This is a genomic window from Streptomyces sp. NPDC048389 (assembly GCF_040706335.1).
Lineage (GTDB): Bacteria > Actinomycetota > Actinomycetes > Streptomycetales > Streptomycetaceae > Streptomyces.
Genome location: NZ_JBEZKP010000016.1, coordinates 45185 through 57918 on the forward strand (window position 1 = coordinate 45185; position 12734 = coordinate 57918).

The 12734-nt window shown below is 72.3% G+C and carries 9 protein-coding genes; 8 read left to right on the forward strand and 1 reads right to left on the reverse strand.

Going from position 1 to position 12734, the window contains the following annotated elements:
• Window positions 1-198: 198 nt before the first annotated feature.
• From AB0903_RS14460 to AB0903_RS14495, 8 genes are all read left to right on the forward strand, one after another.
• The gene (locus AB0903_RS14460) at window positions 199-1119 is read left to right on the forward strand and encodes an LLM class F420-dependent oxidoreductase (RefSeq protein ID WP_366702536.1); all 921 of its coding nucleotides are present in this window, start codon (window positions 199-201) and stop codon (window positions 1117-1119) included.
• 111 nt (window positions 1120-1230) lie between these two features.
• Window positions 1231-1983 carry an SDR family oxidoreductase gene (locus tag AB0903_RS14465; protein ID WP_366702538.1) on the forward strand — a complete coding sequence of 251 codons (753 nt, stop codon included), beginning with the start codon at window positions 1231-1233 and terminating at the stop codon, window positions 1981-1983.
• A gap of 152 nt (window positions 1984-2135) precedes the next feature.
• Entirely contained in the window at window positions 2136-3260 is a 1125-nt protein-coding gene (locus tag AB0903_RS14470; protein WP_366702540.1) for an LLM class flavin-dependent oxidoreductase, read from the forward strand.
• A 794-nt stretch (window positions 3261-4054) separates the two neighbouring features.
• The gene (locus AB0903_RS14475; RefSeq protein ID WP_366702542.1) at window positions 4055-5794 is read left to right on the forward strand and encodes a D-aminoacylase; all 1740 of its coding nucleotides are present in this window, start codon (window positions 4055-4057) and stop codon (window positions 5792-5794) included.
• The gene (locus AB0903_RS14480) at window positions 5791-7242 is read left to right on the forward strand and encodes an aldehyde dehydrogenase family protein (protein ID WP_366702544.1); all 1452 of its coding nucleotides are present in this window, start codon (window positions 5791-5793) and stop codon (window positions 7240-7242) included. The genes AB0903_RS14475 and AB0903_RS14480 overlap by 4 nt, the downstream gene beginning before the upstream one ends.
• Before the next feature lie 260 nt (window positions 7243-7502).
• Window positions 7503-9056 carry an APC family permease gene (locus AB0903_RS14485; RefSeq protein WP_366702546.1) on the forward strand — a complete coding sequence of 518 codons (1554 nt, stop codon included), beginning with the start codon at window positions 7503-7505 and terminating at the stop codon, window positions 9054-9056.
• 132 nt (window positions 9057-9188) lie between these two features.
• Entirely contained in the window at window positions 9189-10061 is an 873-nt protein-coding gene (locus AB0903_RS14490; RefSeq protein ID WP_366702548.1) for a DMT family transporter, read from the forward strand.
• Between the two features lie 285 nt (window positions 10062-10346).
• Window positions 10347-11174 carry an LLM class F420-dependent oxidoreductase gene (locus tag AB0903_RS14495; protein WP_366702550.1) on the forward strand — a complete coding sequence of 276 codons (828 nt, stop codon included), beginning with the start codon at window positions 10347-10349 and terminating at the stop codon, window positions 11172-11174.
• Between the two features lie 386 nt (window positions 11175-11560).
• On the opposite strand, the gene AB0903_RS14500 is transcribed toward AB0903_RS14495, so the two are convergent.
• Complete coding sequence (locus AB0903_RS14500; RefSeq protein ID WP_366702552.1) at window positions 11561-12724, reverse strand: pentapeptide repeat-containing protein; 1164 nt, start codon at window positions 12722-12724, stop codon at window positions 11561-11563.
• Between the last annotated feature and the right edge of the window lie 10 nt (window positions 12725-12734).

Genomic DNA, 12734 nt, shown 5'->3' on the forward strand with positions numbered 1-12734 from the left:
CGGTCGGGCGACGGGGCCGGGCTCCCGGGCAACCCCCGCGCCGCGGTCTCGTACCCGGCCGGGCAACCGGCGGCCCGGGCGTCGACGGTGTACGCGCTGCCGGGCTGAGCTCCTGCCGCTCACCCCTTGCCTGATGCGGCGCGGGCGGTGACGATGACTCCATCATTTTTGACGGGGCGTCAGATCTGAGGAGTCGCGATGGTGGCGTACGGGATGCAGCTTCCGGTCCAGTCGCAGAGCACCCTCTACGCGGAACCCTGGGAGGCCGAGGCCGGCCCGGACGACCTCGTCGAGATCGCCCGCGCCGCCGACCGGACCGGCTTCTCGTACGTCGCCGTCTGCGATCACGTCGCCATCCCGCGGCGCCTCGCGGACGCGATGTCCACCGTCTGGTACGACCCGGTGGCCACGCTCGCGTTCCTCGCCGGCCTGACCGGGCGGGTGCGGCTGCTGAGCCACGTCGCGGTCGTCGGGCTGCGCCACCCTCTGCTGACCGCCAAGCAGTACGCGACCCTCGACCACCTCTCCGGCGGGCGGCTGCTCCTCGGTGTCGGGGCCGGGCACGTACGCGAGGAGTTCGACGCCCTGGGGGCCGACTTCGACGCGCGCGGCGCCGTGCTCGACGAGAGCATCGACGCGCTGCGGGCGGCGCTGGGTCCGGAGGAGTACCCGGAGTTCAGCGGGGAGCGGTACTCCTTCAAGGAGCTGGGCCAGCGGCCGCGACCGGCCCAGCCCCGTGTCCCGCTCTGGGTCGGCGGCTCGTCGCCCGCCGCCGTGCGCCGGGCCGCCCTCAAGGGCGACGGCTGGCTGCCGCAGGGCGACCCCCGTGACAGGCTCCCGGCACAGCTCGCGAAGGTGCGGGCGCTGCGGGAGGCGGCCGGGATCGACGGCCCCTTCACGGTCGGGGCCATCACCGAACCGTTGTACGTCGGCGAACCGGCCTGGCCCACCGGCCGCCGCACTCTCACCGGCGAGCCGCAGGCGCTCGCCGAGTCGCTGCGCGCCTATGCGGCGATGGGTGTGCACCAGATCCAGGTCCGCTTCCGCAGCCGGAGCGTCACCGAACTCATCGACCAGATGGCGGCGTTCACCACCGACGTGGCGCCACACCTCGATTGACGGCTGACGGCTGACGGCTGAGGGCCGAGGGCTGGTGGCTGACGGCTGACGGCTGAGGGTCGAGGGCTGGTGGCGGACGACTCACCACTCACCACTGACAGGGAGAGCGGCATGGGCAAGCTGGACGGACGCGTCGTCCTGGTCACGGGCGCGGCGCGCGGGCAGGGGGAGCAGGAGGCCAGGCTCTTCGCTGTGGAAGGCGCGAAGGTGGTCCTCGCGGACGTACTCGACGAGCTGGGCGAACCGCTCGCCAAGGAGGTCGGCGGGCTCTACGTCCACCTCGACGTGGGCTGTGAGGCCGACTGGACGGCCGCCGTCGCCGCCGCGAAGGACGCCTTCGGGAAGGTCGACGGTCTCGTCAACAACGCGGGCATCCTGCGCTTCAACGAGCTGGTGTCCACCCCGCTGGCGGAGTTCCAGCTGATCACGCAGGTCAACCAGGTGGGCACCTTCCTCGGCATTCGCAGCGTCGCGCCCGAGATCGAGGCCGCGGGCGGGGGCACGATAGTCAACACGGCCTCGTACACGGCACTCACCGGCATGGCGGGCGTGGGCGCCTACGCCGCCTCGAAACACGCGATCCTCGGGCTGACGAGGGTGGCGGCGCTGGAGCTCGCGGCGAAGCGGATCCGGGTGAACGCCGTGTGCCCGGGGGCCGTGGACACGCCGATGAGCAACCCGGAGGGCACCGACCCGGACGCGATCGAGGGCCTGTACCGCACGCTGGTGCCGCTCGGCAGGGTCGGGCAGGCGGCGGAGGTCGCGAGGCTCGCGCTCTTCCTGACCGGCGAGGACTCCTCGTACATCACCGGCCAGCCGTTCGTGATCGACGGCGGCTGGCTGGCCGGCGTCAGCCTTTTCTGACGGCTCGTCAGCTATTGACTGGGCGGGCACCCGGTGGAACAGTCGACCACATCCCAATCTGATGGTCCGTCAGGTCGAATCGGGTCGGGCCCGGTCCGACCCCGTCCGGCCCGGAGGCGGAGCAGACGGAACCGATAAGGCGGTGGAACCCCTTGGAATTCGGACTCTTTGTTCAGGGATACCTCGGCAAGCGCGCCGAGACCGACCCGCTCGCCGAGCACAAGGCGCTGATGGAGGAGACCGAGTACGTCATCCAGGCGGACAAGTCCGGGTTCAAGTACGCCTGGGCCTCCGAGCACCACTTCCTGGAGGAGTACTCCCATCTGTCGGCCAACGACGTTTTCCTCGGCTACCTCGCGCACGCCACGGACCGGATCCACCTGGGGTCGGGCATCTTCAACCCGCTGGCCCCGGTCAACCACCCGGTCAAGGTCGCGGAGAAGGTCGCGATGCTCGACCATCTCTCGGAGGGGCGCTTCGAGTTCGGCTCGGGGCGTGGCGCCGGGTCGCACGAGATCCTCGGGTTCATGCCGGGCATCACCGACATGAACCACACCAGGGAGATCTGGGAAGAGACGATCGCGGAGTTCCCGAAGATGTGGTTGCAGGACGAGTACGCGGGGTTCCGGGGCAAGCACTGGTCCCTGCCGCCGCGGAAGGTCCTCCCGAAGCCGTACGGGCCCGCCCACCCGCCGATGTGGTATGCCGCCGGGTCCCCGTCCTCGTACGCCATGGCAGGCAGGAAGGGCCTCGGGGTGCTGGGTTTCAGCGTCCAGAAGGTCTCCGACATGGAATGGGTCCTCGAGTCGTACAAGACGGCCGTCAAGGACGCGAAGGCGGTCGGCGCGTTCGTCAACGACAACGTGATGGTGACGTCGACGGCGATCTGCGCGGAGACGCACGACAAGGCGGTCGAGACCGCGGTCTCCGGCGGCCTCAACTACCTCCAGTCGCTGCTGTTCCGCTACCACGACACCTTCCCGCGCCCGGAGGGCGTCCCGGAGTGGCCCGAGCTGCTGCCGGAGTACACCGCGGAGGTCATCGAGCTGCTGATAGCGGAGGAACTGATGATCTGCGGCGACCCGGGGGAGGTGCTGCGGCAGTGCAAGCGGTGGGAGCAGGCGGGCGCGGACCAGCTGTCCTTCGGGCTGCCGATCGGAGTGTCGTACGAGGACACGATGACGACGATCCGGCTGATCGGGGAGCACGTGATCCCGCAGATCGACACGGATCCGGTCCACCGGACGACGAGGTTCCGGGGGGCTGCGCCGGGGTGAGGCGGGTGCGGGTGCCGCGTGCTGTGCCCCTGCCCGCCCTTCCCGAACCGGGGCAAGCTCCCGGACCCCGCCGGCACCTGGGGCTGCGCCCCCTGGCCCGTGCCCGCCGGCGGTCGTGCCGGGCTCCGTCCGGGGCCGGTACCTCGCTGCGGTGGCCGAGCTCTCTCCCACGGCTTGGCGGCCGTGGGCGGGAGGACCCCGAGCCGCACTGGATGTGCCGCCGCGCGGCAACCCGGCCCGCCGGGCGACTCCAGCCTCGCGGGAGGACCTGCGACGCCCGCCGGGCGTAGGGGGTTCGCGGCCCGGGGCTCGGGCGGAGGCCCGACGGGACGGCAAGTCCCGGCCTTGCCGGGACCACCTCCCACGGCCGCCGGGCCGTAAGGGAGATCGAAGCGCGGGTCCGGGCGGAGCCCGGTTGTGGGAAGGGGCGGGTAGGGGAACGGCCCGCCGCAGGAGCCACCCGCCCCGCCCGCCCCCGAACGCGGACGGCGTCTTCCCGGACCGCCGTCCGTACCGGCCCGGTCGGAGAGCGCACCGCGGTCGCGGCCGGCTGCCGCGTCCTCCGACCGGGCCGTACCACCGCCTGCCCGTCCGGCCGCCTGCCCGCCTCGTCCGCCCGTACAGCGCGGTCGCGGCCGGCCGCCGCGCCCTCCGGCCGGGCCGTACCACCGCCTGCCCGTCCGGCCGCCTCGTCCGCCTCGCCTGCCCGTACAGCGCGGTCGCGGCCCGCCGCCGCGCCCACCCGCACGCAGCCCCACTCCACCCACCCGCGGCAAGCCGCAGAAGGGGACGCCATGCTCGCCCACCTCATCCGCAACGCGACCGTCGTCGACGGCACCGGCGCCCCCGGCTACGCCGCCGACGTCGGCATCGGCGACGACGGCCGTGTCGCCGTCATCGACGAGCCCGGGCACGCCCCCCGGGCGGCGACCGCCGAGGACGCCACCGGACTCGTCCTCGCCCCCGGTTTCGTCGATCCGCACACCCACTACGACGCCCAGTTGTTCTGGGACCCGTACGCCACCCCGTCCCTGAACCACGGTGTCACCACTGTGGCGGGGGGCAACTGCGGCTTCACCCTCGCACCCCTCAACCCCGACCGGCCCGGCGACGCCGACTACACGCGCCGGATGATGTCGAAGGTGGAGGGCATGTCCCTCCTGGCGCTGGAGGAGGGCGCCCCGTGGAACTGGCGCACCTTCGGCGAGTACCTGGACGCCCTCGACGGCCGCACGGCCGTCAACGCCGGCTTCATGGTGGGCCACTGCGCGCTGCGCCGGTATGTGATGGGCGCGGACGCGATCGGCGGGCGGCCGACCCCGGGGCAGCTACGGCAGATGGTGGCGCTCCTCCACGACGCCATGGACGCCGGTGCCTGGGGGCTGTCGACGACCCGTTCCTCGACGCACTCCGACGGCGACGGCAGGCCCGTCGCCTCCCGGCACGCCCTCCCGGACGAACTGCTGGCCCTCTCGAGGGCGGTCGGCGAGCGCGAGGGGACGCAGCTGGAGGCGATCGTCGCCGGCTGCCTCGACCGGTTCGAGGACGACGAGATCGATCTGCTGGTCGAGATGAGCGCCGCCGCGGGCCGGCCGCTGAACTGGAACGTGCTCACCATCGACGCCGCCGTCCCCGAGCGCGTGCCCCGCCAGCTGGTGCCGTCCGAGCGGGCTCGTAAGGCCGGTGGCCGGGTGGTGGCGCTCACCATGCCGATCCTGACGCCGATGAACATGTCGCTGGGCACGTTCTGCGCCCTCAACCTGATCCCCGGCTGGGGCGAGATCCTGTCGCTCCCCGTCCCGCAGCGGATCGCGAAGCTGCGCGACCCGGCCGTGCGCGCCGAGATGCTGCGGCGGGCCGGCTCCAAGGAGGCCGGGGTCTTCCGCCGTCTGGCGCACTTCGGCCGCTACGTCATCGGTGACACGTACACCCCTCGGAACGAGGGTCTGACCGGCCGGGTCGTCCGTGACATCGCCGCCGAGCGGGGCCAGGACCCGTTCCAGTGCCTGGTCGAGATCTGCGCCGACGACGACCTGCGCACCGTCCTGTGGCCGATGCCCGCCGACAACGACCCGGACTCGTGGGCGCTGCGCGCCGAGACATGGCAGCACGAGGACGTACTGCTCGGCGGCTCGGACGCGGGCGCGCACCTGGACCGGATGTGCGGCGCCCCGTACACGACACGCTTCATCGGCGACTGTCTGCGCGGCCGGAAACTGGTCGGGCTGGAGGCGGCGGTGAAGATGCTGACCGACGACCCGGCGCGTCTCTTCGGTCTGCGCGACCGCGGCCGGATCGTCGAGGGCCACCACGCGGACCTCGTCCTCTTCGATCCCGGGCGGATCGACGCGGGCCCGGCGACGCTGGTGCACGACCTGCCGGGCGGCGGCCCGCGCCTCGACGCGAAGGCGATCGGCGTCGTGTCGGTGCGGGTCAACGGCGTGGAGGCGATACGGAACGACGAGGTGACCGGCGCCCTACCGGGCAGGGTGCTCCGCTCGGGCCGGGACACGAGGACGGTGTCGACCCGGTGAAGGAGCGGCTGTTCATCGGCGGTGAGTGGGTCGAGCCGGACGAGGGTCACTACGAGGTGATCGACCCGGCCACGGAGCAGGTCGTCGGTCTCGCCCCGGAGGCGAGCCGCGCCCAGGTCCTCGACGCGGCGGCCGCCGCCCGTGAGGCGTTCGCCGCCTGGTCGGGTACGAGGCCGGAGGAGCGTGCCGCGATCCTGGACCGGGCGGCGACCCTGGTGCAGCGCGACCTGGAGGCGCACACGGACCTGGCGCGGGCCGAGAGCGGAGCGACGACGGCGACCGCGCGCGGGATGCAGGTCGGGGTCGGCGCGGCGCGCTTCCGCCGCTACGCCAGGGGCGCGCTGGAGCCGGTGGAGCAGCCGATCGTCCCGCAGGTCAGCGGCGCGGGCCCGATGGGGAAGGGGGGCGTCCTCGGGGCCGTCGCCGTACGCCGCCCGGTGGGCGTGGTCACCTGCATCACCTCGTACAACAATCCGTGGGCGAACCCGGCGGGCAAGGTGGCACCCGCGCTGGCGATGGGCAACACGGTGGTCGTGAAGCCCGCCCCGCAGGACCCGCTGTCCGTGTACCGGATGGCCGAGGCCCTTCAGGAGGCCGGTGCCCCGCCCGGCACGGTCAACGTGGTGACGGGCTCCGCGGCGGCCGTCGGGGAGGCGGCCGTGGAGTCGGGGGACGTCGACATGGTCAGCTTCACCGGCTCGACGGCGGTGGGGCAGCGGATCGCCGAGGTCTGCGGCCGTGGGATGAAACGCCAGCTGATGGAGCTCGGCGGCAAGGGCGCGGCACTGGTCTTCGACGACGCGGACCTCGGCGCCGCGGTGCGCGGGATCGGTACGACGTTCTCCTTCTACAGCGGCCAGATCTGTACGGCCCCGACGCGGGTGATCGCCCAGCGCGGGGTGTACGACCGGCTGGTGGAGGGCCTCACCGCCTACGCGCGCGCCCTGCGGATCGGCGACCCGGCCGACCCCACGACGGTCGTCGGCCCACTCATCTCGGCGGCGCACCGCGACCGGGTGGAGTCGTACGTGGAGCTGGGGCGCAAGGAGGGGGCCCGCCTGATGACGGGTGGCGGGCGCCCCGCCTACGGCAAGGGCTTCTATGTGGCTCCGGCCCTCTTCGCCGACTGCACGAAGGACATGCGGATCGTGCGGGAGGAGATCTTCGGGCCGGTGGTGGTCGTCGTCCCGTTCGACGAGGAGGAGGAGGGTGTCGCGCTCGCCGGTGACAGCGACTACGGACTGATCGACTACGTCTTCTCCGGCGACACGGCCCGTGCGTTCCGCGTCGCCGGGCGGTTGCGGGCGGGCGGGGTCGGGGTGAACACGGTCGGCAGGAACATGGAGGCACCGTTCGGCGGCTTCCGGCGCAGTGGCGTGGGCCGGGACGTCGGCTCGTACGCACTGCACGCGTACAGCGAGCTCCAGTCGCTGGTCTGGGCGGGCTGAGGGGGCCGCGGCCCTTGTGGTTCCCGGGGCCGTAAAAAAGTACGGGAAAATTTGAAACCGGACAAAACGGGTGTTGCTGCGGTTCTCGCATATCGGAAGGGAGGGTGATTGGCCTCACGATGTACTGTCGGTAACGGCCGTCCATCTTTCAAATAGCCCCCAGGTGGCCGATTCGACCTTGGAATCGAACCCAGGTGCCTTTCCGGTATCCGGATCTCGATCTTCCGGATGTGGAAACCGCAGCGCTTAACGTCCCTTTCATGACTCAGCTCGATGCGCGGCCACAGGCCGGAGACACGGTACGGAGCGCCCCCGACGGGGGTGTCCGCACCAAGGGCCTCGGCGGGAACTCCGTCGGCCTGATGGGCGGAGCCGTCATCGGCGTCTCGACAGTCGCCCCCGTCTACTGCCTGACCTCCACACTCGGTCCGACCGTGTCGGAAGTCGGGCTCCAGATGCCCGCGATCTTCCTGGCGGGCTTCCTGCCCATGCTGCTCGTGGCCTTCGCGTACCGCGAGCTCAACAAGGCGGTGCCGGACTGCGGCACCTCCTTCACCTGGTCGGTGAAGGCATTCGGGCCCCGCATCGGCTGGATGTGCGGCTGGGGCCTGCTGGTGGCCACCGTCGTGGTCCTCTCCAACCTCGCCGGCGTCGCCACGTCGTTCTTCTGGCTCACCGCCGGGGAGATCACGGGCAGTGCGGGCGTCGCCGCCCTCGACGGCAACAAGGCCGTCCACATCCTCACCACGCTCGTGTTCATCGCGGTGGCCACGGCCATCAGCTACCGCGGCATCACCGCGACCAAGTGGGTCCAGTACGCCCTGGTCGGCCTCCAGATCGCCGTCATCGTCATCTTCGCCGCCATGGCGGTCATGAAGTCCGACGAGGTGGCCGGCTCCCTGGACTTCTCCCTGTCCTGGATGAACCCCTTCAGCGTCGAGTCCTTCTCCGCCTTCACCGCCGGACTCTCCCTGTCGATCTTCATCTACTGGGGCTGGGACGCCTGTCTGTCCATCAACGAGGAGAGTGTCGGCAGCGCCCGCACCCCCGGCCGCTCCGCCATGCTCGCCATGGTCGTCATCGTCGCCTCGTACCTGATGGTCGCCATCGCCGTGCAGATGTACGCCGGGATCGGCGAGGAGGGCACCGGCCTCGGCAACCCGGAAACCTCCGACAACGTGTTCGCCGTCCTGGCCGACCCGATCATGGGCTCCGGGCTCGGCGTCCTGCTCTTCGTCGCCGTCCTCGCGTCCGCCGCGGCGAGCCTGCAGACCACCTTCATCCCGGTCGCCCGCACCGCTCTCGCCATGAGCGCGTACGACGCCATGCCGAAGGCGTTCGCCAAGGTCCACCCGCGCTTCAAGACCCCCGGTCTCGCGACCGTGGCCGCGGGCGTCGCCACCGGCGTCTTCTACACCGTGATGAGCCTCGTCAGCGAGAACGTCCTCGTCGACACCATCTACGCCCTCGGCCTGATGATCTGCTTCTACTACTCGATCACGGCCTTCGCCTGTGTCTGGTTCTTCCGCAAGGAGCTGAACCGGTCGACCGCCAACCTGCTCTTCAAGGGCGTGCTGCCCGGCATCGGCGGCCTGATGCTGACCGCCGTCTTCGGCAAGACGCTCTACGACATGTGGGACCCGGCCTACGGCTCCGGCTCCTCCGTCCTCGGCATGGGCTCGGTCTTCGTCATCGGCGTCGGCCTGCTCCTGCTCGGTGTCGTCCTGATGATCGTGATGCAGCGCCGCAGCCCGGCGTTCTTCCGGGGCGAGGTCCTGACGAAGGAGACCCCGGCACTGGAGCTGGCGGACTGACGCCGGCCGACCGGCGGGCGGGCACGGGCCGGAGTGTCGGTGCCCGCCGCACCGGCCGGGGTGTCGGTGCCCGCCGCACGGGCCGGGGTGTCGGTGCCCGCGCGGGGCCGCTCTCCGTCCTACGGTGCGGTCATGCCAGCACCCGGGGGCGGCAGTGCGGCCCCGGCCGCGTTCGCCGCCTGCTGCGTCCTCGCCGGCGGCAACGCGGTCGCCATCCGCTTCAGCAACCGGGAACTCGACCCGCTGTGGGGAGCCGCCCTGCGCTTCGGCGCGGCCGCCGCGGTCCTGCTCGTCATCATGGCCGTCCGACGGCTTCAGTGGCCGCGGGGCCGGGCACTGGCAGGGGCGCTGTTGTTCGGGGCGCTCAACTTCGGGGTCACGTTCTCCCTGGCCTACTACGCCCTGGTGCGTATCCACGCCGGCCTCGCCCAGACGATCCTCGCCCTGGTGCCGCTCGCCGCCCTGCTGCTGTCGGTGGCCCAGCACCAGGAGAGGTTCCGCCTGCGGGCGGCTCTGGGAACGCTGCTCGCCGTCGCGGGCGTCGCCGCCGTGTCCCAGGCCCCGCTCCAGGGGGCGGTCCCGCTGCTGTCGTTCCTCGCCATGCTCGGCGCGGTGCTCTCCTTCGCGGAGGCGACGGTTCTGGTCCACCGGCTGCCGAAGGTCCACCCGGTCACGATGAACGCGATCGGCATGACGGGCGCCGCGGTCCTCCTCTTCGCCGGCTCCCGCGCCGCCGGTGACACATGGACCCTCCCCGAGCGGGCGGCCACCTGGTGGGCCCTGGCGTATGTGGTCCTGGCGGGCTCGGTGGCCGTGTTCGTGCTCTACCTGCTGCTGGTGCGGGCCTGGGGTCCGTCCCGGGCGCCGTACGTCTTCGTCGTCGCTCCGCTCGTCACGATCCTGCTCTCGGCGTGGCTCGACGACGAACCCCTGACGGCGAGCCTGCTCCTGGGCGCACCGCTGATCCTGCTCGGGGTGTACCTGGGGGCGCTGCGCAAGCGCTGACCGGCTCCCGCCGGCGGCCGCGGGCCCCGGGACCTTGCGACCACGGTCGCTCCCAGCGCCGGCAGGCGCTCCACCTCCTCGTCCCCGGGTGCGGTCCGCTCGTCCCGGCCGCGGTCCGTCGGCGCGATGTCCAGCGGGCCCGGTTCTTCGGCGTCCTCGGCTCGGGGACGGTCACGAACACCAGCGCCCGATCAGCGACATTGGCCGCACCGGCTCTCCCGGTGCTCCGCCGCGACGCGGTCATGACCGGCGACGAGGGCCGTATGTACGGCATACGTTGGCCGCATGCGGATCTCGACGACCATCTTCCTCACCGACGAGACGATCGATCCGGTACGGCTCGCCCGCGAACTGGAGCAGCGCGGCTTCGCCGGCCTCTTCGTCCCCGAGCACACGCACATCCCGGTGGAGCGCACCACCCCGTACGCGGCCGGCGGAGACCTCCCACCCGAGTACGGCCGTACCCTTGACCCCTTCGTGGCTCTCGCCCAGGCCGCGACCGTCACCGAACGGCTCGCCCTCGGCACGGGCATCACCCTGGTCGCGCAGCACGACCCGATCGCCCTCGCGAAGCAGATCGCGACCCTGGACCACGTCTCCGGCGGCCGCTTCACGCTGGGCGTCGGCTTCGGCTGGAACGTGGAGGAGGCGGCGGACCACGGGGTCGACTGGGCCTCGCGCCGGGAGCTCGTCCGCGACCGGATGCGCGTGATGCGCGCCCTGTGGGCGCCGGAACCCACCTCGTACACGGGCGACTTCGCCTCCGTCCGAGCCTCGTACGCCCACCCGAAGCCGGCCGGCGGCACCCCGCGCGTCCTGGTCGGCGGCGCGGCCGGCCCGAAGCTGTTCGCCCACATCACGGAGTACGCGTCCGGCTGGATGCCGATCGGCGGCCGCGGCCTCCAGGACTCCGTCCCCCTCCTCCGCGACGCCTGGGAACAGGCCGGCCGCGACCCCGAGTCCCTCCAGATCGTCCCGTACGCCGTCCGGCCCTCCGCGGGGAAGCTGGCGCACTACGCGGACCAGGGCATCGACGAGGTGGTGCTCCAACTCCCCCCGGGGACGGAGCTGGAGGTCCTACGGGCCCTGGACGACTACGCGCAGTATCTGTAGCGGGGCGGCGTCGCCGCGCTGCCGGCCGCGTATGACGCGGCGTGAGACGGCCGCTGTGCGCCTGGACGCGCACGACCCGGGGCGGCGAGCTCCACGGTCCGCCCTGGAGGGAGCCCTCGGCCGCTCGCCGTGCGGGTAGCCACGCGAAGGGCGGCGGGGGCCAATCGGCAGTACGGCCAGTTCGGCAAGTCGTGATAGGCGGGCGGTCGCGCTATGCCGTCCCCGTTGTCACTCACTCGGCGGATGCTGTCACGTGGCGTTTCTCCTCAGCGACGAGCCGATCGGGCCGACCGGTCGTCTGTGACGCAGGCATCGCAGGACTTGCCGGCCGACGCGGTCACTCTCGTCGGCGGGGAGCAGAAGCGGCGGCCGCCCGGCCCCGGCCGTCACGGCAGGGAGCGCAGTGGGGGGTGCTGGGTCGTGATGCCCGGTGGCTGGAGGAGTGGTGGGGGCTCGGGGCCGGGGTCGGGGGTCGGGGTGACGCCGGCGGACGCGGGGTCGAAGCCGGTGGGCCAGCGGGTGTGTTCGCTGACCGCCGCGCCGGTCAGGCGCGTCTCCGTGAGGTCGGCCGTGCTGAGGTCGGTGCCGCGCAGGTCGGCCAGCCGCAGGTCGGCGCGGCGGAAGCAGGCGCCGCCCGCGTCGGCCTTGCGCAGGTTCGCCTCGCGCAGATCGGCCTCGGTGAAGTCGGCGTCCCGCAGATCGGTCTCGACCAGTCCTGCGCCGCGCAGGTCTGCGAGGGCGAGGCGGGCGCGGCGGAAGATCGCCGTCCGGCACTCGGCGTGCCGCAGGACCGCGGAGACGAGGGACGCCTGGGTCAGGTTGGCGTGGTAGAGCCCGGCCGCCTCCATGCAGGCGCGGTCCAGGTTGACCTCGGGCAGCCACAGCCCGTCGCAGTCCGCTCGCCGCAGGTCGGTGACGCTGAGGTTGACCCAGGACTGCTCGCGGTCCCGGCACAGCACACCCAGGCTCGTCAGCGCCACCTGGGCATCCGGGGCGCGGACCTCCAGTGGTGCGACGTCGTTGACGGGCGCGTCCGCCGCCGGTGTGCCCGGAGCGGTGGGAGGCCAGGGCAGGTGCGTGCGCAGATACGCCGCCTGGATGGAGATGACCGCCTCGCGGTCGCGGGCGGAGTGCTCCGCGATCCGCCACAGCGCGTGGAGCCCGCCGATGCGTGTCTCCAGCCTGTCGGTGCCGAGCTGGTCGACGCCCCGGCTGAACCGGTCGGTGACATGGCCTTCCTGGGTGGCGCGCAAACCGTCCTGGTTCACGCGTAGTTGGCCCCAGGTGGCGTACGCGCCGAAGAGCAGGATCATGCCGCCGACGGCCTGCAGGAGTGTCGTACGGACGTCATTGACGGCTTTGAGCCGGTCCTGCGGGGCGAGGCTCCGCCCGGCGAGTTCGTGGTCGACGATCAGACCGGGCAGCAGGACGAGCACGGCGCCCAGAACGGCCACGCCGGCCGTCCCGGTGAGCAGGGCCGCGACCGTACGCCCTCCGAACGGCCCGTCGCGCCAGTGCCGTCGACCGTGTGCCGGTTCCCCCGTCCCCATGGGCAAGGGA